This is a genomic window from Bacillus alkalicellulosilyticus (genome assembly GCF_002019795.1).
GTDB lineage: Bacteria > Bacillota > Bacilli > Bacillales > Bacillaceae_F > Bacillus_AO > Bacillus_AO alkalicellulosilyticum.
Genome location: NZ_KV917381.1, coordinates 2592944 through 2617536 on the forward strand (window position 1 = coordinate 2592944; position 24593 = coordinate 2617536).

At 36.0% G+C, this 24593-nt stretch carries 21 protein-coding genes; 1 reads left to right on the forward strand and 20 read right to left on the reverse strand.

The genetic code is table 11. From position 1 onward, the window contains the following. Positions 1 to 71 precede the first annotated feature (71 nt). Complete coding sequence (locus BK585_RS13070; RefSeq protein WP_078553844.1) at positions 72 to 1319, reverse strand: ABC transporter permease; 1248 nt, start codon at positions 1317 to 1319, stop codon at positions 72 to 74. Then, the gene (locus tag BK585_RS13075) at positions 1312 to 2211 is read right to left on the reverse strand and encodes an ABC transporter ATP-binding protein (RefSeq protein WP_078553845.1); all 900 of its coding nucleotides are present in this window, start codon (positions 2209 to 2211) and stop codon (positions 1312 to 1314) included. The genes BK585_RS13070 and BK585_RS13075 overlap by 8 nt, the downstream gene beginning before the upstream one ends. Positions 2212 to 2446: 235 nt before the next feature. Between BK585_RS13075 and BK585_RS13080 the strand changes: the two genes are divergently transcribed. Further along, on the forward strand, positions 2447 to 2821 hold the full coding sequence (locus tag BK585_RS13080; protein ID WP_078553846.1) for a hypothetical protein: 375 nt from the start codon (positions 2447 to 2449) through the stop codon (positions 2819 to 2821). Between the two features lie 112 nt (positions 2822 to 2933). Here BK585_RS13080 and BK585_RS13085 read toward each other — a convergent pair whose 3' ends face one another. The 18 genes from BK585_RS13085 to BK585_RS13170 form a co-directional block, all read right to left on the reverse strand. Further along, a complete protein-coding gene (locus BK585_RS13085) occupies positions 2934 to 4220 on the reverse strand; it encodes an aspartate aminotransferase type Ic (protein WP_078553847.1) in 1287 nt (428 codons plus the stop codon). 154 nt (positions 4221 to 4374) lie between these two features. Next, positions 4375 to 4902 carry a hypothetical protein gene (locus BK585_RS13090; RefSeq protein WP_078553848.1) on the reverse strand — a complete coding sequence of 176 codons (528 nt, stop codon included), beginning with the start codon at positions 4900 to 4902 and terminating at the stop codon, positions 4375 to 4377. 42 nt (positions 4903 to 4944) lie between these two features. Continuing rightward, on the reverse strand, positions 4945 to 5205 hold the full coding sequence (locus tag BK585_RS13095) for a hypothetical protein (RefSeq protein ID WP_078553849.1): 261 nt from the start codon (positions 5203 to 5205) through the stop codon (positions 4945 to 4947). A 279-nt stretch (positions 5206 to 5484) separates the two neighbouring features. Continuing rightward, positions 5485 to 5949, reverse strand: coding sequence for a GNAT family N-acetyltransferase (locus tag BK585_RS13100; protein WP_078553850.1), 465 nt, complete (start codon positions 5947 to 5949; stop codon positions 5485 to 5487). Positions 5950 to 6197: 248 nt separating this feature from the next. Next, positions 6198 to 6755 (reverse strand): CBO0543 family protein, encoded by a 558-nt coding sequence (locus BK585_RS13105; protein WP_078553851.1) that lies wholly within the window; start codon positions 6753 to 6755, stop codon positions 6198 to 6200. A 183-nt stretch (positions 6756 to 6938) separates the two neighbouring features. Further along, positions 6939 to 8348 carry a glucuronate isomerase gene (gene uxaC, locus BK585_RS13110; RefSeq protein WP_078553852.1) on the reverse strand — a complete coding sequence of 470 codons (1410 nt, stop codon included), beginning with the start codon at positions 8346 to 8348 and terminating at the stop codon, positions 6939 to 6941. Beyond that, entirely contained in the window at positions 8345 to 9268 is a 924-nt protein-coding gene (locus tag BK585_RS13115) for a sugar kinase (protein ID WP_170885581.1), read from the reverse strand. The genes uxaC and BK585_RS13115 overlap by 4 nt, the downstream gene beginning before the upstream one ends. A gap of 35 nt (positions 9269 to 9303) precedes the next feature. Continuing rightward, positions 9304 to 10152 (reverse strand): SDR family oxidoreductase, encoded by an 849-nt coding sequence (locus BK585_RS13120; protein WP_078553854.1) that lies wholly within the window; start codon positions 10150 to 10152, stop codon positions 9304 to 9306. A 231-nt stretch (positions 10153 to 10383) separates the two neighbouring features. Beyond that, complete coding sequence (locus tag BK585_RS13125) at positions 10384 to 12447, reverse strand: alpha-glucuronidase family glycosyl hydrolase (RefSeq protein ID WP_078553855.1); 2064 nt, start codon at positions 12445 to 12447, stop codon at positions 10384 to 10386. Between the two features lie 37 nt (positions 12448 to 12484). After that, a complete protein-coding gene (locus BK585_RS13130; RefSeq protein ID WP_078553856.1) occupies positions 12485 to 13489 on the reverse strand; it encodes an endo-1,4-beta-xylanase in 1005 nt (334 codons plus the stop codon). Positions 13490 to 13569: 80 nt separating this feature from the next. Then, entirely contained in the window at positions 13570 to 15678 is a 2109-nt protein-coding gene (locus BK585_RS13135) for a glycoside hydrolase family 52 protein (RefSeq protein WP_078553857.1), read from the reverse strand. Positions 15679 to 15777: 99 nt separating this feature from the next. Beyond that, positions 15778 to 16704 (reverse strand): carbohydrate ABC transporter permease, encoded by a 927-nt coding sequence (locus BK585_RS13140; protein ID WP_078553859.1) that lies wholly within the window; start codon positions 16702 to 16704, stop codon positions 15778 to 15780. 12 nt (positions 16705 to 16716) lie between these two features. Further along, positions 16717 to 17580, reverse strand: coding sequence for an ABC transporter permease (locus BK585_RS13145; RefSeq protein ID WP_078556818.1), 864 nt, complete (start codon positions 17578 to 17580; stop codon positions 16717 to 16719). A gap of 230 nt (positions 17581 to 17810) precedes the next feature. Continuing rightward, a complete protein-coding gene (locus tag BK585_RS13150; protein WP_078553861.1) occupies positions 17811 to 19496 on the reverse strand; it encodes an ABC transporter substrate-binding protein in 1686 nt (561 codons plus the stop codon). A gap of 231 nt (positions 19497 to 19727) precedes the next feature. After that, positions 19728 to 21479, reverse strand: coding sequence for a sensor histidine kinase (locus BK585_RS13155; protein WP_078553863.1), 1752 nt, complete (start codon positions 21477 to 21479; stop codon positions 19728 to 19730). Positions 21480 to 21482: 3 nt separating this feature from the next. Then, complete coding sequence (locus BK585_RS13160; RefSeq protein ID WP_078553865.1) at positions 21483 to 23066, reverse strand: response regulator transcription factor; 1584 nt, start codon at positions 23064 to 23066, stop codon at positions 21483 to 21485. 54 nt (positions 23067 to 23120) lie between these two features. After that, positions 23121 to 23774 (reverse strand): YesL family protein, encoded by a 654-nt coding sequence (locus BK585_RS13165; RefSeq protein ID WP_078553867.1) that lies wholly within the window; start codon positions 23772 to 23774, stop codon positions 23121 to 23123. 41 nt (positions 23775 to 23815) lie between these two features. Further along, positions 23816 to 24343 carry a hypothetical protein gene (locus BK585_RS13170; RefSeq protein WP_078553869.1) on the reverse strand — a complete coding sequence of 176 codons (528 nt, stop codon included), beginning with the start codon at positions 24341 to 24343 and terminating at the stop codon, positions 23816 to 23818. Positions 24344 to 24593 lie beyond the last annotated feature (250 nt).

A 24593-nucleotide genomic window follows, 5' to 3' on the forward strand; every position in this document is an offset into this window, starting at 1 on the left:
ACCAATCACTCCTTAGATGCTTAGGGTGGAACAAATGGGTGTTAGCTTTTGTTCCACCCTCATAAGTTTTTTTATTTTTTGGTAAGTTCAATTGCTTTTTTAAAGTCTTTAATTGAAGTCGATTTTCCATACATAAGGACTCCACCACGATATACTTTCGCACCAAAATAGGCAATAACGATAATAGAGAGTAGTGACACGAGCATTCCTACAATAGGCTCAATTATTGAAATATTAAGCATCCCCACGCGAAGGAACATAACCATTGGCGTAAAAAACGGAATGTAGGATGTAACAGTAATAAATGCGGACTCTGGATTTCCTAAGCCAAACATCGCAATAAAGAAACCAATCATGACAAGAAAGACTAGAGGCATAATTGCTTGATTTACATCTTCAATTCGACTGACAATACAACCAAGTAATGCAGCGATTGTCGCATATAAAAAGTATCCTAGTAAAAAGAATACAATCGCATATATTATGATCCCAAGAGAAAATTCTCCGAAACCAAAATATTCGAAAAAGCCTCCCATCAGCTCATCTTGTTTGCGCATTACTGAAAAATAACCGACTAAAAGTAAAGTGGTAAGCTGTGTTAGCCCTACTAAACTAATCCCTATTATTTTAGCAAACATTTGTTTAACTGGCGACACACTCGATATTAATATTTCCATTACGCGAGAAGACTTTTCTGTAGCCACTTCCGTTGCAATCATACTTGCATAGGCAATGACGGCAAAATAAATAAAGAACAATAAGACATAAACAATTCCTCTTGCTTGGTTTAGTTCTTCCTCAGATTTAGCGCCTTCTGTAATTGCTTCATTTGTAAATGCAACAGGAGCATGAAGAGAAGCCAATTCATCCATTGTCAAATCTAAATTAGTAGCTGCTAGTGACATTTGAATATGTTGTAGGGCGGTAGTTAGACTAACTGTTATGTAATTCATCGCGAGCGTATTAGATTTATAGACTGCAACTGGAAATCCATTCTCGTCACTTCGTAAAATTAAAGCCCCTTCATAAATACCTTCATCTACCTCGGTTTCTAGTTCCGCTTCTGGAGTTGTTACTAGTACGAGCTCTATATCCTCAGTAATTCCTCCCAACTCTTCTTCTAGAATAGGAAACATTGAATCTGTATGGTCTATTACCGCTACTTGGTCTTTGCCATCACCAGTAAACGTACTCGTAATCGTATTAATGTTCGATAATAAAATAATTCCCACACAAAAAAGTAAAGTTGTAATAATAAATGATTTAGCTTTTACTTTTGAGATGTACGAATGGGATAACATAATCCAAAAATTACTCATTCGTTGCACCCACCTTTTCTATAAAGATATCATGTAAAGATGGCTCTTCTAGTTCAAATTTCCTAACAAAACCCATTGATGCCACCTGATTAAATACAGCGTTTGCAATAGCTTCAGACTCTACTTGTAAATGTATCCCTTCAGTAATCATCTTTGCTTTCACAACACCAGGTACATCTTTAAGTGTACTTACATCAAAGTCCGCATGGATGACTACATTCTTTTTTCCAAACGATCGTTTAATCGTCTTTAATTCCCCATGAACCACAGGTTTACCGTGATGCATGATACAAATATTTTGACACATTTCTTCAACATGGTCCATCTGATGACTTGAAAATACAATGGTTGTTCCGCTTGAGTGTATATCGGAGACAGCATCCTTTAAAAGCTCAACGTTTACTGGATCAAGACCACTAAATGGCTCATCTAAAATCAAAAGTTTTGGTTTATGTATAACCGCTGAAATCAATTGAATCTTTTGTTGATTTCCTTTTGATAACTCTTCAATTTTTTTATTTTTATATTCGGGTACTTGAAATCTTTCAAGCCAATAGTCCAGCTCTTTTAGGATATCAGGCTTCTTCATCCCTCGTAATCTAGCTAAATAGACAATTTGGTCATCAACCTTCATTTTCGGATAAAGTCCACGCTCTTCAGGAAGATAGCCGATACTTGGTGCAGTGCTATAATCTATTTTCTCGCCGTTCCACGTAATCTTTCCTTCGGTTTGGTCCAATAACCCTAATATCATCCGAAAGGTCGTCGTCTTTCCCGCACCATTTGCTCCAAGAAAACCAAACATTTCACTCTCTGGCACTTCAAGCGTTATATTATCTACTGCTGTGAACGTTCCAAATCGTTTTGATACATTTTCTAATCGTAATGCCATCCCTCTCTTCACCTCACAAAATTATATTTGTTTATAATACCATATGTCATACTATTTTGGGGCCTCTTGCCATAACTTATCTATAAAACTATAACAACTGTCTCTTTATAGTTACGACTTAACTGCTTTATGGTTTCATTAATGATAAAAAAAGTTACTTTTTTCATGTTGTCTAACCTAATTAACACCTGTAAAATCACCAGTAAATGTGAATTGGATAAGGGGGTTGATATTTATGAAATGGAAAGTTGCACGAGTATTTGAAATGATATTAGGACTTATCTTTTTAAGCGCTGGCATTAATGGCTTTTTAGTCTATTTTGGGGTGAATCCACTGTTTCCAATTAGCGAACCAGCATTGGACTTTTTAGGTACGGGCTACTTATTAGTCCTTGTTAAGTCAGTCGAATTTTTTTGTGGTTTATTACTAATTATTGGATGGTTTATTCCACTTACTTTACTCATTACATCTTGTTTATTGATTAACATTCTTGCTTTTCACATTTTTGTAGACCCCTCATTTCTTCCATTGGCACTATTTCTTTTAGTTTTACATAGTGTATTACTTTTGACATATAAAACATCCTTCATACCCCTTTTAAAACGGTAATAAGCCTGTCTTTTCCTTCTTCATTTTTTATAAACCTACTTACCACCCAAAACATTCACAAAAAAATACCTTAGTTCCAAACGAAAAGGAACCAAGGCATTCATTTTTATTGTTATTGTTCAGCTATTAATTTCTCAATGCTAGCAATTTTTACACATAAGCAAAATACATCTACTGCTTTTTGTAGCTCTTCAAGAGAAGGGAACGTTGGAGCGATTCGAATGTTACGGTCTTCTGGGTCTTTTCCATAAGGGAATGTAGCCCCTGCTCCAGTTAAGGTGACTCCCGCTTCTTTCGCCATACTTACAACTTTTTTCGCGCATCCTTCAAGCGTATTAAAGCTAATGAAATAGCCACCATTTGGCTTTTTCCATGAAGCAATTCCACTTCCTGCTAATTCCGCTTCTAACGTATTTAAGACGATATCAAATTTAGGCTTGATAAGTTCGGCATGCTTTCTCATATGTTCAGCTAAATTCTCCTGATTTTTAAAGAACTTGAGGTGCCGCAGTTGATTAATTTTATCAGGACCAATCGTTTGAAAAGACAAAAGCTTTTGCGTGTATTTAATATTGGTTTCGCTCGCAGCCATAACACCAATTCCTGACCCAGCAAATGTTACTTTAGATGTTGAAGTAAAGATAAAGACACGGTCTTCTGTTCCTACTTCTTTACAAGTAGAAAGAATGTTCTTTAATTGATCTGGCGTATCTGTCAGATGATGAATGGTATAGGCATCATCCCAAAAGATTCTGAAGTCAATAGCTTTTGTTTCCATTTTAGCTAAACGGTCAACCACTTCATCAGAATAGGTAATTCCTTCTGGGTTGCTGTATTTTGGTACACACCAAATTCCTTTAATCGCTTCATCTTCTTTTACAAGCTTTTCTACTAGGTCCATGTCTGGTCCTTCTTCTGTTACATCGACTATGATCATTTCAATGTTAAACAGCTCACATATGGCAAAATGTCGGTCATATCCAGGACTTGGGCATAAGAATTTTACTTTGGGAAGGGCCGACCAAGGTTTTTCGCTTCCCGGTACTCCATGAAATAGCGCTCTTGCAATAGTATCATGCATCATATTTAAACTTGAATTCCCACCGATAATAATCTCTTCCGGACGCACCTCAAGAATTTCTGCAAAGAACTGTTTTGTTTCAGGAAGGCCATCTAACCCTCCATAATTTCGTACATCCGTGCCATCGGCTGCTTTTTGAGAATCCTCAGAAGTTAAAACATCGAGCATGCCATTTGATAGATCAAGTTGCTGTGAACTAGGCTTGCCTCGTGACATATCTAATTTTAATCCTTGTCCCTTAAAAGCGTTATACTTTTCTTGTAAGGTTTGGTGAAGTTCGTTTAACTCTGTTACTGATAAAGAATTAAATTGGCTCATTATGTATTCCCCCTTATGTAGTTATCATACCGTAATCTTTCACGCAATTTTTTGAACAATTTGCTAATATTCATTATACCTTATAACAATACTAAAATTGTTACCTATCCTCAAGATATTAACATAAAGATGTAGCAGAAAAATTATTTTTATTTTATAAACCCTTATTTTCGGATAGCCACTCTTTTATTTTTGGATGTTTGTCTATCGATGAATTAATTGCATCATTCCCAGCAGTCGATACAACTTCATACTGTGTTTCATTCTTATTATTTACACATTTTACAATTAACTTTTTTTGAAAAGGCGTAACAATCACCTCTTCAATTGATTTTTCCTGCATCTTGTATAAATCAACCAGACGTTGTGTTGTATACTCCCCTATCGTTGTGGCGATTTCTTCTTCCTTGATTACGTGCTTTACTTCATACTTCTTTTCATTTTGTGGGCTCGTTTCACCGTATTTTATCTTATGTAAAAGTTCGATAACCTCTGAAAATCCGATAAATAACATACCGGAAATAAACGCACTGCCCCACCAAGTTAACGTAATCATCCAAGCAATTTCACCAAACTCTGAGTAAGCACTGCCCAATCCTAACCCAACCATAAACCCAAGAATGAGAATGAATAATCCCAACCAAAATATAATGTTCCCAATTGTATTTTCTCTCTTTACCATTATTTTCCCCAACTCTCATATATATCTTCTTCATAATTCAGATTATTCTTTTACCGTGTTGTCTTCTTCTCCTGTTGCAGTATGAATATCTAGCAATTTTTGTTGACCATTATTTAACTTATGGAGAACATCAATGATTTCAGAGAAACCAATAAGCATCATTCCAAAAATAAAACTCCCCAACCACCAAGTAAAGACATAAAGCAGACCATAATCTGCTGATATTCCTCCAGTAAAAAAACCAATTATTAAAGAAAGGATACCCAACCCAAATAGTATTTTCGAGATATTATTTCTAACCATGTACAAAACCTCCCATCCAATTATCATAATTTATATTAATTCAAGTTAGATTCTACATCATTCACCAAAATACCTCTCTTCTCTTTAAAAGATGACATAAGGCCAGGACAATAGATTTTTAGCTAATGTCCTGGCGTTGAAGCAATGAGCGTATCGGTACTGTTCCTAATTATACTTAATATGTCGACCTCACACGGTCACCTTTTAGTATTTCTACGTTGTTGAAATGGTCCATTTATTTTAGGGAAGATTCCACAGAATAAAATATTTGATAGATTACTAGATTTTCTTTTTCATAGAAGCAATTTTTACAGTTTCATTATTTGGTTTAGTTACAACTTCCTCATTGACTAGGGTATAACCATTAGAACTGTATAAAGAAATAGCATTGGGCATACTCAATCGGACTTTACACCATATCGACGTTTTGTTTTCTTTTTTTGCATATTCCTCTAATGCTACTAGTAGTCTTTTGGCTACGCCTTGCCTTTGCATCGTTGGAAGAACCGCCAGACGGTAAAAATAAACGCTATCCTCATTTTCTTGAAAACGAATCATTCCTATCAGGGATTTTTCTTGAAGACACAGCATCGCTTTCTCGCCATTTTTGAGGGCAAATTCAATATCATCTATTGTTTCTTCTAGAGCACTAGAAGGGATACCATCATTATTATGCGAAAAAGCTTTCAGCATGATCTTGTGAATTGTTCTTGCTTCTGAGATTCTAGCAAACCGAATATTCATCTTACATGTAAAATTCCTTTCTTATCCTTTGTATTCAGATTAAAAAATGCTCATTTGTGGCACCAGAGTCTAACATCGGAATTAAACCAGTTGTCCCACTATGATGTATATATATCTTCAATCTAATGTAACCAAAGCGTAAGATACTCCTCCTCAACTATTGCGTCTTACTGTAATTACGTTATTGTAAGAGGAAATGTTTCAACAGTTGAAGAGTTCTTTATAATGAGGAGATGTAGTAGTTACAATTATGTAATATGCCTTTCTTGTACTTGTTTCATCTTTTCAATAAGCCACTTAAAAAATGCAGCAATCGCTATATATATTGGGAAGGATATATAAAAAGACCATTTATATATTTCATAAATTTGCAACCAAATCAGTAATGGCTCTAATATAAAGGCAAATATAAACGCAGTTACCGTCATCACTATCAAAAATGGTTTCCATTTCGTGAAATATTGATAGACGAGCATATAAATAAAAGGCATATGAATCAAATGAATCGAAAACATTGAAGATTCGATTGGAGTTAATTTAATAGGATATGACCATAATAACATCCAAACTCCAGTAGTATCTAAAACGATCGAAAGTAGAGCTACTAAAAGGCCGTACGTTACTATATCAAATAACTTTCGTTTATCTACAAGTACAATCCACGTTATAAGAATGATAAATAAAGTTATCAAAAGAACCCACCAATTCGGTGAAAGTACACTTTCATTCATATAATACTCAATGTTTTTTTGATATAATTGTTCACGTAATTCAATTATGTCATCCCATGTCGTCATAGATTCCATACTCTACCCCACTTTACCGTAAAATTACAAAGTCTTATGGGTATATTATTTACCATTTACTCTATAATTATTGATTCGTACAGGAGTGAGTTTATCCTACAAAAATTAAGAAGCGGTAGAAAGGGTGTGACACAAGTATATAATCTTGTGTCACACCCTCTTGTTTTATTAATGGTTGTTTTTCTATTCTTGGACTTCGATGTCAAAATAGTTTTTTGCGTTTGTGTAAGAGATGTCCTGAACCATCTGGCCAAGAAGTTTGTAGTCGGCAGGGGCCTCTCCCTTTTCAACCCAATCGCCAATTAAGTTACAAAGAATTCTTCGGAAATACTCATGACGTGTAAAAGATAAGAAGCTTCTCGAATCTGTTAACATTCCGACAAAGGTACGCAACAATCCAAGATTCGCCAAATCAGTCATTTGTCGCAACATTCCATCCTTTTGGTCGTTAAACCACCAACCTGACCCAAACTGGACTTTCCCCTTTTGTTCGGATTGAAAGTTTCCACACGCAGTAGCAACTACATAATTGTGGATAGGGTTTAGAGAATAGATAATTGTTTTTGGCAATTCATTCGTTTTATCCAATTCATTTAAAATCCCATTTAATGATTTCGCTAATGAAAAGTCATGAATTGAATCAAATCCAGAGTTTGGACCTGCCAAGGCTAGCATTCTGTCACTATTGTCACGAATAGCGCCGACATGATATTGCATCGCCCACCCTAGAGAATGATACAGTTTCCCCAAGAACACAAGCGTATACGTCTTATATTTCATTTCTTCTTGTTCGTTTATTAAACTTCCGTTTCTTACTTTCTCAAAAATCGAAGAAGCTTCTTCAAAAGAACAAGGTGAAAATGGCAACGTTTCTAAGCCATGGTCTGAAATTCGGCAGCCCGCATCATGGAAATAATGTGCTCGTTTTTCAAGTGCTGAAAGGAGCTGTTCATATGATTCAATTTCAATCTCTGACACTTCTGCTAATTTAGTAATGTACTCATTAAAAGTAGACTTTGTCAGTTCAACTGCAAGGTCCGGACGGAATGCTGGTAACACCTTAGTTGTAAAACCTTGATTTTCTTTTATCATTTTATGGTGTTCCAAATCATCTATAGGGTCATCTGTTGTACAAATCACTTTAACATTTGATTTCTCAATAATTCTTTGTGTTGAGTAATCTGGAGTTTGCAGTAATTCATTACAGTGTTCCCAAAGCGCTTCACTTGTCTCTTCATCCAAAAGCAAATCCGTTTGGAAATATCGTTTTAACTCTAGATGAGTCCAATGATACAACGGATTGCCGACAGTATACGGTACCGTTTTTGACCATTGTTTAAACTTCTCATGGTCACTACCATTACCAGTAATATAAGTTTCCTCAATCGCTATATTTCGCATAGCACGCCATTTATAATGATCTCCTTCTAACCAAATAGATGAAAGATTAGAAAACATTTTATTATCTGCAATTTCTTGTGGACTTAAATGACAATGGTAATCGTAAATAGGCATATCTTTGGCATAATCATGATACAAAATCTTAGCAGCCTTGGAGTGAAGTAAAAAATCTTCATGAATAAATGGTTTCACTCGTTGTACTCCTCCTTTTTTAAGTCATTGTTAACCTCTTCTAATGAAGGATAACGTTCATTTTCCAGACTAGTGTTCAAAAGAGTGCCTAGTGCAAATCCACGTTGGATGACGCAGTCTAATGATTGTTCTTCAATTAGACCTGATAAAATTCCCGCTGCAAATCCTTCTCTACTTTTGACTTTACTTTGATTTTCAATAAATTGTTGATGTCGCTCGTTGATATAATAAGCTCCATGTTCAGCCACATTCACGATAGCAAGCGACGGTCCCTTACTAATGAGTAGCTTTCCAACTTTCATTGGATCTTGTTCTCCTAATACGATATTGTCTTCTTGGACATTACATAAAATGATATCCACAAAAGGTATCAACTGGTCGACAACTTGTATCGCATATTCATTTTCTACTAAATTATGGGCTAACGCTATATCAAGGACAATTTGAACATGATTCAGCTTTGCTATTGTAATTGCTTGTTTTATCGTCTGCATGGTTATATTTGTACATATCATTAAATCCGTTGTAACATAAAGAAATTTTGCTTTGGCGAGATAATCAGAATCAATATCGGACAGTTCTAGTTCACTTGCTGCGGTTTCTCGTCTATCCTCATCAAGTTGATATTCATTGCCATTATCAATTTCTCTAAAGCAAAAACCCGTTGAACCATACATGCTTGTTTGAACACGGCTGATATCGACTCCTTGGTCTTTTACAAAAGATAAAAGAGCTTTTCCTAGTCCGTCATTCCCTACTTTACTAATCCACCCCACTTGGTGTCCTAGCTTTGCAAGTGCAATGGCTACATTTGACTCTGTTCCATCAAATGTTCGTAAATATGTATGAGAGTATGGACGAGTTGAAGAAGGTTCAGGAGAAAACAGGGCTCTTGTTTCTCCGATTGTGACCACATCCATCGTCATCATCCTTTTCACTATTTACTAAGGAAAAATTAAACTCCAGAGTAAGACATGAATCCACCATCTACCGGAACTGAAATACCCGTTACAAACCCTGACATCCTTTCATCAGCTAACCATAAAAGCGTTCCAAATAAATCTTCTGGCTTTCCGAATCTTCTCATAGGTGTATGGGAGATGATTTTATTCGAACGTTCTGTTAATGAGCCATCTTCATTTGTTAATAGCTTTCGGTTTTGTTCAGTCAAGAAAAATCCAGGAGAAATTGCGTTCACTCGAATGCCAGCAGGAGCCATATGTACAGCTAACCACTGTGTAAAATTATCAATACCTGCTTTAGCTGCACTGTATGCAGGAACTTTCGTCATTGGGCATGGCGCACTCATGGATGAGATGTTAATGACTATTGCCCCATCACGATTGACCATTTTCTTCGTGAAAATTTGTGTTGGAATGACCGTACCGATGATATTAACATTAAACACATGATTAAAACCATCGAATGTTAAGTCAAAAAAGCTAGTAACATTAGGATTCTCAATATCCTCAGAGCTAAACGTTTCATTCGTTGTCGAACCCGCAGGATGGTTTCCACCTGCACCGTTAATTAAAATATCACAAGCACCAAAGGTTTCTGCCACAACAGCCTCTGCTTTTTTCACACTTTCCACATTAACAACATCACACGCAACAGCTATTGCTTCACCGCCTGAATCTCTTATCTCCTGAGCGACTTTTTCTCCCTTTTCTAGTGTTCGGTTTAGAATGGCAACTTTGACACCATGGCGAGCTAATTCCTTCGCCATCGCACCACATAAGACGCCACCTCCACCAGTAACAACCGCTACTTTTCCTTGAAGATTCTCATTTACTGTAATCATTGTTTCCCTCCCACAAGTCTCTATAAAGTTCCTTATCAAGCTTTCGGGTTGTATATAGGTTTATCAACCCGTTTTGGCATCTCCACCATGGTTTCGGGTTCATAAATAGGTTTATCAACCCGTTTTGGTTTTTCCATCAAGTTTTCGGGCTCATATATAAGTTTATGAACCCGTTTTGGCATCTCCACCTTATTACGGGTTCATATACATATTTGTTAGCTCACAGGCAGTTTAATAAATTTTTCGATGTAACTCATCGGCAATACCCGATTTACGATAGAAATACGTATTAATAATATCGCGCCATTCTTTTGAATGTTCAGCTTGTTCTTGCAATCGAGCTAAAACATGATTGAACCTGCCGCTGTCCATTTTTCCTTCTAACGCTTGCCATGCAGCAACAAGACCTTCTGCTTGCTCGACACCTTCAAAATGAGTGTTATAAATATGCTGGATAACAGTTACTCCGGATTTGAGTTTATGCGTATATGGCACATGATGGAAGAATAACAAAAGCTCATCCGGACACGTTTCCAATGATTCGTACATCTTTGTATTTTCTGCAAAATATTGCCCTGTATATCCTGTACCTGTTGCAATCGTTCGGTCAACACCAATCCCTTTATAATCAGCGAAATGATACGTACCCCACACCGAATATTCATACCCGTCTACATTAGGGCCATAATGGTGATTAGGATTTACCATCCAACCTACCCCAAGTGGTGACGTATAATTTTCATAGATTCTCCAAGATGAAAGAAGCATCATAGATATGACATTAACTACTTCAGGGTCAGTTCCAAACGTCACTTTAACCCATTCATCAGTAATTTCTTCAGACGATAAATCAGGATTCCACGTTAAGCGACCATAACCATATAAATTAGCTTGGGCCAACGTATGTCCTGTCCAGTTTTCATCATTCCCAATGTTTGAAACAGCGGTAATCCCAGAATATTTGTAGTTGTACATACTGCCATCCGCAACTGCTTTAATGGGAGAACCTTCTCCTTTTGCAAACGTATCAAAGTCCAAGACTTCTTTCCATTGTGGAATAAGATAACAAAGGTGACGCTGTTGTCCTGTATATTCTTGAGCGATTTGAAATTCAAGAACTTGATTTGTATTTGGCATCGCACCAAACAATGGCGAGACTCCTTCACGAACTTGGAAATCCATTGGACCATTTTTAATTTGTAATATTACGTTTTCATGAAACTCACCATCAAGTGGTTTAAAATGGTCGTACGCTGCACGTGCGCGGTCTGTTGATCGGTCGCGCCAATCTTGCATGCAATTGTAAACAAAACAACGCCATAATACAATGCCACCGAATGGCTCAAGAGCCTCTGCTAGCATATTTGATCCATCCGCATGGTTTCTTCCATACGTAAATGGTCCAGGACGATGTTCAGAATCTGCTTTTACAAGGACACCACCAAAATTAGGAATGTAACTATATATTTCTTTCGCTTTTTCTTTCCACCACTGACGCACATTTTCATCAAGAGGGTCTGCTGTATCTAATTCACCCAGTTGAATGGGGCTCGCATAGTTTATGCTCAAGAACGTTTTAATTCCATATGCACTGAAAATATCAGCTACATTTTTAACATCAGGTAAAAACTTCGCAGTGATTAAGTCCGTTTCTACCTCATGAACATTCACATTGTTAAAAGCAATCGCATTAATTCCTACCGAAGCAAGCATCCTTGCATAATCTTTGATTCTCGTCAAATCTTGAACAAAACGATTATTTTCAAAGAAAACGGAATTGCCCGCATATCCACGTTCAACGCTTCCGTCCATGTTGTCCCATTCATTCATCATACGAAGCTGATTTTTAGGGTTTTCAATCAGCTCAATATCATGTAAAGACATTTCCATTGACATCATTCGAAGGAGGTGAAATACACCATATAAAACGCCTACATTTGTTTTACCATAGATGATTAGACCATTTTTGTTTCCTATCGATTTAATAGCATATCCTTCGTCTGACAGTTGTTTTGTTACATCAGTTCCAATTTGCTTATGAAAAAGGTCATAGCTTTTCTCTGTCACTAAAAAAACAGATGACTGTTCCTCCATTTTTTTCGTCACTTCTAAATTAACCGCAAGCATGCTAGAAATCGCCTGCTGAAGCTCTTTTTGGGCAGACTCAAGAATGATAGACTCTTCAAGAACAACAAGATTCTTAAAATAAGGTAGATATTCTTTTTGGATGTGAACGTTTTTTATTTTTCCATAGTGTAACCATGCATCATAGCCTGTATCTTCAATTGTTTTCATGGGTTTTTATTCCTCCAAACATTTTGATTCTTTTCGTTTACTTGAAGTCACTAATTTTCCAATATGCTTTTTTGGGTTCATCGTTTTTATCGAATACAAACGGCCAGTTCTTTCTTCCTCTCACTGGGAAGTTATTCAACCATGTATAAGCATCACTCGCTCCCCAGAAAGTAACTGAAGAAATCGAGTCTTTGTACTCTCGGAACAGCTTAAAAAATTGCTCATACCGTTCAGCTTGTAATTCTAGCATTTCTTCTGTTGGATGAACTACATCTGTACGCTTGTCTTCATGAGCAAACATGGAAACATCCATTTCTGTAATTTGCAGCTGTACTCCAAGTGATGCATAAAGTTCAATTGCCGCTTTAATGTCGTCCATACTAGGCTGATATAAATTCCAGTGTGCTTGTAGTCCAACTCCATGAATTGGAACGCCTTGCTCGAGTAATGATTTAACGAGTCGATAGATTTTTTTGCTTTTTTCAGGGTTTGATTCATTATAATCGTTGTAAAAAAGGGTCGCATTCGGGTCCGCTTGATGAGCGTATTCAAAAGCTTTTGCAATAAAGTCTTCACCAATAATCTCTAACCATTTTGAAGGTCGTAAGTAGACTCCTTCATCATCAGAAATAGCTTCATTTACAACATCCCAACTATAAAACCGTCCTTGGTATCTTCCTAGCACCGTATCAATATGTGTTTTCATTCGTTGTAACAATGTTTCACGATTGACTTGAGTACCATCTTCATTTGTAAAAATCCAATCTGACGTTTGGTTATGCCAAACTAGAGTGTGTCCTCTTAAATTCATCTTATGTTCATCAGCAAACGCTACAAGCTTATCCGCCTTGTCAAAGGTGAAAATCCCTTCTTTAGGTTGTAATAAGCCAAACTTCATATCATTTTCCGAAGTCAAACTATTATAATGTGTTTTGATTAATTCCTGATTATCTTTCATCGAACGTTCGTTCACTGCTGCTCCAATGTAGAAATAATCTTCATATGTAGATTGAAGAGATTGAATTTGTTTTTTGTTCGTCATAAGATCCTCCTAAAAGTAATACCCGTCTATGTTATCACTAAGATAGACGGGTATTTTAATCATTTCTTTAAATTATACTCTTACTCCTCTAGCCATAAAATGCTAGTTACTCCACGTGGGTAATATTTACTCCCTGAAATTTCTCCGGAGATGATTTGATCACTCCAACTCCAGATAGATAATGTAGGATGTGTCAGCCATTCCACATGAGCAGCATCAGCTTTCGCACCTTTTTTATCCCAAGGAACATCTAGTATTTTACGAGCAATGAATTGTGATAAGTAGATTTTACTTAACCATGAGTTGTTACTAGTTGAAGAGATTTTCCATCCACCGTTAGGGAATAAGCATATGCCTTCTTGTAGTACAACCTCTAAATGCTTTTCCAATACTTGAATGTAACTACCAAATCGACCATTACGGTCTAAGGCTTCTTGGCAATTCGTAAAGAATGGGAACACCAATCCTTCAATCGCAGGAATGATTTTTGAATCATTACCTTCTCCGATGACGGCTGGTACATAGCCTTGCTCTGTCACATTTTCAGTAATTGTGTTTGCAGCTCGTTCAGCTTGTTCTCCAGCTGCTCTTGATAATTCTTGCAACCCTTCAGCTGCAAAAATCTTCTCTAGAGCAACATAAGCTGCCCAACATTTCCCTGCAAGATAAAGGTTATTTCGTGCTTGACCAAGTGACACATCTAAACTGTCATACGTTGTGATTTCAGCTCCACCCATAACACGAGTACTATCTAGTCCCATAAGACCATTTCGTTTTTCTGGGTCAGGATGATCACGATTCAACATACTTTGGAAACATTGTTCAAGAATTGGCATCCGCTGTTGTAACCATTCTTTGTCTCCCGTTTGTTCTACATAAACCGCCGCACATAGGAGCCAGTTCACTAACTGTTCTTGTGTCATATGTGAAAAACATCCGTCTAAACCATATAGTTCATAAGAGGAATACTGTGCTCTTGAGAATGTATTAGCGACACCCATATCATGAGTAAAACTAATTCCACCTGGATATTCCGTTTCATCACCAGGGAAACGAACGTTATCCTCATAGCTATAGCGCTCAACAAACAAATCAAGAACATTCTTTACCGTCCACGGATTGAGTTTCATTTCAAAGAAAAGTTGGTCAACTGTTAAATCAAACGTATTCATCATTCTGTACTCACCTTCATTAACAACCCATAAAGGCTTTCCATCTTGTTCTAAAAGTTGAGTACATCCATAATAGCTACGAATTGCATGAGCCATCATAAACTTTTGGTCAGTCGATAAGCTTGAGTCAACTAATAGTTGGTTTGATTCCTCGGCTTTAGCCACTAAAGAATCAAACTGGTCTAATGCATACTCGCCTACCTCTTCAATATTTTTAAAATATTGATTGTACAAATAAGTTGTATCTAATCCTGCTGTCGCATAGCCAGAACGATGGAAACACACAGCAAACTTAAACGTTTTCACTTCACCTGGCTCTGTGTCCATTATTAATGTTCCGACTTTACCTAACCCAAATGTCCAATTTTCTTGGAACGGATTAAGTAAGATATCAACTAAACTAAAGTGTAATGCTGATTGTACATCTGGATCATTGGAAACAATAGAAGTTAATCGGCCTTGGCCAACACCTTTTACGGCTGAAGTATCGTCTAAGCGACGCATCGAACTATATGGATCCGATCCTTCATAACCAAAAAATGCTCTTCTCTTCTTTGTTCCTTTTGAATTATCAATTGTAATTTCCGCAATAACCGCGGGAACTAAAGTAAACTTTAGTTCCTCAGCGGATGCTTTCGTAGGGTCCGGAACCGCTTGGACAGGAGAATAAATCGTAAATGTTAAGTCTCCTGCCTTCCACGTATCTGTTGCTATATTAAACTCCCTTGTAATCTCTTCTTTGGCAAAATGCTTAACGATGTCTGGTTTGTTTGGATCGGGATCTGGATTTTCAATATCATAACGACTAGCTTCACTCTCTGCATCTAAATGGAATGGTAGGCTTTGAAACATGCCACCTTCCTTAGTTTCTAGTCCAATATAAACATTTTGCTTTGGTGAACGGCCCAGTTCTAAATCTAAGCCCCCCCCATTCCCATGGAATCCTAACGTAAAGCTAGAAAACGCTCCAATCGGGGAATGATGTGCATTAAAAAAGATATTTTTAGGTGTATACATAGCGATAGATTCCTTTCCATGACAAAATCTTTTGTATCCATATACTAATAGTTTTTAATTCTGCACTGTTTTTATCTGTATTTTTTAAGTGTTAGCGTATTAACCTTTTACTCCACCAAGTGTTAAACCTTTAACAAAGTACTTCTGTAAGAATGGATATACACAAATGATCGGTACACTTACGATAATCGTCATTGCTGCTCGAACGGCTGTAGGTGTCACTGTATTAGCATTTGCATTTTGTGCAGCTGAAAACGCATCTGAAGGAGATCTTCCTGATAATGATGCATTCGAGTTTTGTAAAATCTTCATTAACTCATATTGTAATGTACTTAAATGAGATTGTGATGAGTTGTACAAGAATACGTCAAACCATTGATTCCATTGGAATACAGCTACGAATAAAGAGATTGTTGCAATTACCGGTATAGCTAAAGGTAATGCGAGTTTGAAAAACTGTGTAAATTCTCCTGCTCCATCAATTCGAGCAGATTCAAAAATCGATTCTGGTAATCCCTCAATAAATGAACGAACAACGATTAAGTTAAATACCCCAATAATCCCTGGAATAATATAAATCCAGAACGTACCAATTAAAGATAATTCTCTCATTAATAAATAAGTTGGGATAAGTCCACCATTGAAATACATTGTTAATACGAATGCAATTGTTACGAATTTACGTAATACAAAGTACTGGCGACTAATCGTGTAGGCAACCATTGCTGTACATAATACAGAAATAGCTGTTCCGATAACTGTACGTAATACTGAGATTAATCCAGCATGTAATAGCTGTGATTCTCCAAGAACATGTTGATAGTTATACAATGAAAATTCTCTAGGCCAAAGGTAAATTCCGCCTCGGACTGAGTCAGTCGCATCATTAAAAGATACAGCTAACGTGTTTAACATCGGGTATAACATAACCACACATAATAAAATCATAAATACTACATTTAATGAATCAAATATCAGGTCATCTAACGAACGACGACTCCCTTTGATTTTATCCAATAACTTCATGATGACCCTCCTCTAGAATAGTCTCGCTTCGCCGAGCTTCTTAGCAATACTGTTTGCTGCAAATAAGAATATAAAACTTACGACTGTTTTAAATATACCGGCTGCTGTGGCAAGTGAGAAGTTACCCATTGAAATCCCGTATCGTAGAACAAAGATATCCAAGTTTTCTGCATAGTCCATATTCATTGGATTCATTAATAGATACTGTGCTTCAAAGCCAGACTCTAAAATGTAGCCTAAGTTCATAATTAATAAGATAACGATAACTGGTCTCATTCCTGGAATCGTAATATACCAAATTCGTTGTAGACGGTTTGCACCATCAATTTCAGCTGCTTCGTATTGCTCTGTATCGATCATAGCAATCGCTGCTAAATAGATGATTGAGTTCCAACCAACATTTTTCCATACATCGGCAGCCCCGATAATACCCCAGAAATATTCACCGACTCCTAACCAAATAATAGGCTCTTTAATAATCCCTAAGTTAGTAAGTACAATGTTTACAATTCCGTTATCAAGAGATAATGCATAAGAAACGATACCAGCTGCTACTACCCATGATAAGAAGTGAGGCATGTAACTAATCGTTTGAACAACTCTCTTAAACTTCATATTTCTAAGTTCATTTAATAGAACCGCTAATCCAATTGCTGTCACGAAACCTAGCACAAGGTTAATAAAACTCATCGCTAACGTATTTCGTAAAACTTCCATAAATCGTGGGTCAGTAAATAAAAACTCAAAATGCTTCAATCCTGCCCATTCTTGTTCAAGTATTGGTCGTGCTGGTCGGAAATCTTGGAAGGCCATAACCCAACCGTATAAAGGAACATATCTGAAAATAAGTAACCAAATTAAAAATGGGATACTCATTAACAATAAAGCTTTTTGTTCACCACATTTTTTGATAAATAACTTGAAGTCAAACTTTTTCTTTGGTGGCTTTTTCTGTTTCAATGGCTCTGTTGTTTGTACTACTGGCTGTTGTATTGACAAAAGTCTCCCTCCTTGTTGTATACCGAAGCATTTATAAATAGGAAAGCTGTGACAATCCTTGTATTCGGTTTGCCACAGCTACTCCTTTTACTAAGCTTCAGTACAAATTACCAAATTCCGTTAATACGATTTTGTACTACTTCAGTATAGAAGTTTTCATATGCTTCAACATCTAGCTTACGGTACTGAGTTACGAAGTCTTCCCACTCTTTTTCGAAGTCGCCAGGTTCAGCTAATACGATACGAGGGTAGTGTCTTCTTGTTAACTCTTGAGAACGCTCGTCAAAGATTTGTTGTGGAGAACCTTGCTCCATAGCTGCGCTCCAAGCTGGGTACCAAGGACGCTCTTGTGGGTCAGCAAACATTTGAGCATAAGTTTCAACGCCATAAGCTTCTAAAGTCTCTAGGTCAGCTTCTCTCAATCCTGCTTGAACTACTTCTGGTTGACGACGTGGTTCAACAGCATTTCCATCAGAGAAAGAACCGTTTACACGAGGCCAGTTCCACTCAAACATCTTCATTCCAACTTCTTCTCTATGTTCTTCGTTTTCAACAAGTGCGATTTGGTCTGCAGTACGGTAGAAACGACCTTCTTCGTTTACATCATAGTGCTCGCCTTCGAAGCCCCAGAATACTAACTTCTGGTTTTCTTCTTTAACTAACTCATTCCAGAATTGAATGATACGCTCTGGATTTTTTGCACTTGTAGTGATACCGATACCACGGTTATTAACAAATGCAGGAGGATCTAGATATTGGTCTGGACGTCCGTCAATTGTAACTGGTAGTGCAACAAATTCACGGTCAGTGTTTCCAGCGTCACGTAATGCGTTACGCGCATCGCCCCATTGCCATCCATAATCAAAGAATCCTAATACACGACCAGATGATAACTTAGCAATATACTCATCGTAGTTAGCTACGAATAATTCGCGGTCTAATAAACCTTTAGCATTCAAATCGTTTAACTTTTGGAAGTATTCTTTAGTAATATCAGAATCAGCATATACTGACGCTTCAAAAGTTTCCATGTCGATTTGTACTCCACCATCATTCGGGAAGCCCGCTAAATGGTTTGGTACGTTAGAAAATGCGAAGAATCTCCAGTCATACGTTAATCCAGTAAAAGGAATTACGTTCATTCCATCGACTTGTGGATTTTTAGCTGCATAATCTTCGATTAAAGCAAAGTACTCATCTACAGTTTTAATTTCTGGGTAACCAGCTTCTTTTAAGATTCCACGTTGAATCCAGAAAGCACCTTGGTCAATTTCCGGGTTAGGAATAAACTCATTAATATCAGCCCCGAAAGGAATGAAATAGATGTTGCCATCGTCATGAGTCATGTGAGTGATGTACTCACCGTACATTTCCATAATGTCAGGTCCGTATTGCTCTAGTAAATCGTTAAGTGGAATAAACGCTCCAGCATCAAGGATTGTATCAATCGCTGCATCCGGAATTAATACATCTGGATAGTCGCCACTTGCAACCATAACACCAATTCTAGTATTCATATCTCCAACGATATGCTCTAGCTTGAAGTTTACGCCAGTTTTCTCTTCTAGAATTTTACCAATTCTAGTTTCGTTACTGTTCATATCTCTTCCTGGTACTGCTGCATTGAAATAAGTGAAAGTAATTGGTGTTGTGTCAAGCTCAGCAGGTCCCTCGTTTGTTTGCTCAGGATCTGTTGTTGGCTCTGGTGTTGCTTCTTCGCCACCGCCACACGCTGCAATTACTAACATAGCTAGCAATGCAATGATAAGTAGTAATAAATTGCGTTTAAACATTTGACATCCCCTCTCGTATCTTTTGATGTGCTTCCTTATTTGAAAGCACTTTCATTATAGCGCTTTCATAGACTTAAAATGACCTACTAAACTATAGTTTTGACTGTGAAAAATTTAGGTTATTTATTAGATTTTTTGAGATTTCAATATATTTTATTATATAAATAGACATTTTTTTCAAAAATGTTGTCAAAAAAGAAGGAACTGTATACATTCCCAGTTCCGTTACACTTAATAATAACTATTTTTACATTGAAGTTTAATCGTTACGGTAGTCCCTTGATTTGGATTACTAACGATAGTAAAGTCAAAGTCTTCTTTATAATATAGTTTCAATCGGTAATAGACATTTTTAATTCCGACACTATCTCCCATGCTATTATCTGATTTCAACTCTGCTACTAATGTATCCAATACTTCTTTAGACATCCCCGCACCATTATCTTGTAACGTATACACAAGATAACCATCAATCAAATCAACTTGGAGGTTGATTATCCCCTTTTCTTTGACGGCTTCAATTCCATGAATACTCGCATTTTCGACAAACGGTAAAAAGGCTAGGTTTGGTATAATACAGTCGTACGCATCCTCTGTTACGTTAATCGTATATTCTAGCTTATCACCAAATCGATATTTTTGAATCTCGAGGAAACATATGACTAATTTCATTTCTTCTCTTACAGTTACCCATTCTTTATTCCATGTTAATGAGTTCCTAAATATCTTTGCCATGTTTTGAATGATTTTTGCTGTTTCTTTTTCACCTTTCATCACACTTCTCATCCGAATTGTTTCAAGTGCATTAAACAAAAAGTGAGGATTGATTTGACTCTGCAATGCACTTAATTGGGCTTGCTTTTCTTTTAATTCTAGGTCCTTTTTTTCGATATTTGCAATATACACTTCATTTATTAGTTTTTTAATTGTCCTCGACATGCGATTAAATTCTCTTGTTAATTCCCCGATTTCATCTTTATCATCAGCATATTTTATCGTTTCAAAGTTTTGATTTTTCATCTTTTTCATATGCTTTAGAACACGTAATAGTCTAACATGTAGTGATCTTGAGATAAAAATAATAACTAATGATGGAAAAAGAAAATTGATACTTGCCAAAATCATAATAATCATTCGGGAATTATACAGTTCCTCTAGTATGTCACTTTCTTCAATTGCTCCAACAATCTTCCAACCGTCAAGGTAATTTCCAGGTAAAAATGCCTCTTCTAAAAGAATTGTATCTGAAGGCATTTCTATCGTATCAAAATCAATAGCACTCGTTTTCCAATCAAAATGTTCATCATTAGAGTATTCAATAATTCCATCTTCGTTGAGCAAATACACTTTGCCTTGGAACGTCACGTTATTAAAAATTTGTCGAATGGTTAAAGGGTTGATGTCTATTTTTATAATCTTTGAATGCTTAGACTTATTTATATAATAATCTAATTTTCGAATGACACTAAACATCTCATATTCTTCGGTTGGATTAGGTCTCATAAATACCGGATATCGTGAGTCACTAATTTCCTGATACCAGGTTGTGTTCAGCGTAGCTTCTGAGATAGGTCGAACTCCACCAGCATAAATGACTGAAGGATTATCTGTATAAAAAGTCAGCGACTGTATCGAATAATAAATGGGACTAAAGCGATTTAGATAGCGTAAGTAAAAATCATAAGCTTCAACATATGATATCGTTGTTGTATATTCTTCATCAAAAAAATCATACATATGATTGTCTGTATAAAACCGAGTCGAAATTCCAACAGCTTGTTCAATTGTTGTCAAAAATTCCGACGTGATTTGATCGAGCACGAGTTGTACATCATTCATCTTTTGTTTTTTAATATTGTTCATCGTTATATTGTAAAAAACAACATTCGTAACAACGATAGGAATGAAAACCAATAGGATATACAAAATTAATAACTTATTGCGAAGTTTAATGTTATTAAACCGATATTTAGAAGGAATCATAACCTAATCCTTCTTCTTCTCTTTTTGTAAGAGATGGTTTCTATATTCAGTGGGAGTCATTTTATTAATCTTTTCAAATTGGGTGACAAAATAATCAGTACTACCAAATCCAACTTTGTCTGCCACTTCATATACCCTCATATCAGTTTGGCGAAGGAGACGCTTCGCTTCATCGATGCGAATGTTTAACAAAAAATCTTTAAAGTACATGCCAAACGTCTTTTTAAACAACTGTCCCATATATACAGGATTCATGAAGTATTTATTGGCGATACTTTTTAAACTTATATTCAAATGATAGTTATTTTCAATATAAGCTTTCACTTTATAAATGTCGCCTTTCATATTATCTTTACGTAACTCTTGAATATAGGAAGCAGCTTCAACAATAAACGTCGTAAACACACGCTTTAACTCTTTTACATCTAAGTTTTTTTCTTCCCACCGAATCATCGTCTTTAATGTCGGCAAGTTATTTTCGTTTCCATCCATGCCATTAATCGTTTGGATTACACCGTAGACTAAGCGATTAATAGAAGTTTTAACCGCTTTCGGGGCAAACATTTTCGATTTAAATTCCCCAAAAATTTCTTCAATGATTTCTGTGATAATATCAACTTTATTCTCCTCGATTTGATCCATTAAAGAGGAATACAATTTATTATTTAATTCATTATACGTAACAGAAATCTCTTTTACTTCTTCAAAAATGATTGGTTTATTTTCATCAAGGATATATTTATAATTACGGATGTCATTAGCTGTGTCATATGTTCGCTTCATTTCCGCAACGCGTTCAATTTTACTTCCTACACATATGGTAGCTTGGAGATGACGATTGCTAATGAAATGATGTATTTTGTCAGCAAAAACATGTATATCGCCCTGTACTTTCATAAGATGGTCGGATGAAATTAATAACCCTAATGCATTATTTTGTTGCTCATATAAAAAAACTTCTTTTTTCTCTCCGATAAGAAAGGGAATTGAATCTTTAATACAATCCTTCAGATCTTTCATACTCTTATCATTTTCTTTCCAAAGGATATTATTCAACTCTACAAGAACATAATAAAAATAATCACTCTGACTTATATTACTTTGTTTTATCCATTCTTCAACAACCAGGTCATGGATACGACCTTCTAACAATTGCGTAAAAGCTTGTTCAAATAATGCCTTTTGTTTTTTGTCTCTTTCTTCTTTTTCACCTTTTAGTTTTTCTCCAAGCTTTCCCAATGTTTCCTCAAGCTCTTCTTGGTCAATCGGCTTTAAAACAAAATCAAACACTTTATACCTAACTGCTTGTTGCGCATAGGAAAAATCGTTATACCCACTAATAATAATAAACTGCGTGTTTAAATCCGTCGTCTCTCTTACTTTTTTGATTAATTCTAATCCGTCTACAACAGGCATTCTCACATCTGTAATCACAATATCTGGGTTGTATTCCTGTATGAGTTGAAAGGCATCTTCTCCATTGTCGGCTTCACCACAAACCTCACAACCGAGCGCTTGCCAATCAATTAAACTTCGTAATCCTTTACGAACAAACACTTCATCATCTACTAATATTACTTTATTCATTAACTAACCCACCTTTTGAAGAATGATTTCTGAATGTATCTTCAAAAATTATGATTACTGTTTATTATCTTCCTCTTTAGATAACAGCATTCCTTGTTTTCTTTCCACTCTTTCAATCGCCATTGAACCACACCACATAGTAACTAAACCAACAAGACACGGTCCGAAGAACGGCATAAGTCCTGGCATGTAATAGAAAAGGAAAAACAAAAGAACAAAGCTAATTGCTAATGTTATTAATGCAAGCGGATTAACAATACCAATAATAATCGCCGTTTTAATATATTGGAGCAATTTAAGGTCAAAATGAACAAAGACCGGGAAAATAAATAGTAGTGCAATTACATATATAAAAGCAGCAAATAGCAAACCGATTAACAAAATCATATGACCAAAGCCATCAATCGTAGCTAAATATGTGTAATTAAAGTAAATTACATATCCAACAGCTACAAAAATCAAGGCCAGCAAGTTACTTTTTACAAATTCTCTTTTGAAGGCGCTGATAAATGTCATGAATATTGGTATATCAGAATCCTTTATCAACCACTTTCGAATAACTGCAAACATCGCCACTGTCGCTGGAACAATCCCTAAAATAACAAGACCAGCTAGCGTAGCAAATAACCAAAGTATATTAACATACGCGACACGCCAAACCCATTCACATGTGCGATAAAATTTACTAGACATCCAGCTCACTTGCATATCCCTTCACTCCCCTTTTTTCAGCAAATTTCGCAAAGTTGTTATAAAAGTTCCTTTAACAATTCCATGCCGAGCTCTTGATGTTGACTATGAACTACAATTACGGCCAATAAATCCGTAGGAAGTTTAATTCCTAAGTCATAAAGAAAAGCTGAATCATTTGTTAAAGGGACGGCATACAAACGATAGTCTCCAGTTTCTTCATCTAACAACATATAATTTTCATAATTAACGTTTGCAGGGATATCGTCTTTTAATTGATCAAGAGGTGTTAAGCCATATGAATCCAATAAGATATGGCGTAATGACTCTTCAACGATAAAAATATCGACTTCCTTTGCTACGATTTCAACTGTTAATTTATCATGAGAAATCGGAAATGCATTAACAATGATATCAAGACCCTTATCTTCAGTTACTACGTTTGAAACGATCTCAGTTATTCTTTCTTCAAATGAGGACGGAATATCCGAAAGTAACATAATGTTTATGTTTTCATCTACGTCAGACTGCCCACCACAAGCTGATAGTATCATTAAAAAACCCATAAAAAGCACAATGTGTTTCATATTCTTCCCTCCCTTTCCTTATAAGGGTTTGTAAACGCTTAAATTCCATTATATAAAGCATCGATATTTAATCGTAAATGATAACTCTAAAATTCTCAACACTTAAAGTAAAGTCTTCGCTTTAAAAAATTTAATAAATCATCTTGAATTGAAAATACTATACTATTCTAGCATAAATAATCTAGAATAACTCTTTCTTTTTAAAATTCACTTTACTTTCCAAAATATTTTCTATAGTTCTTTTATTAAA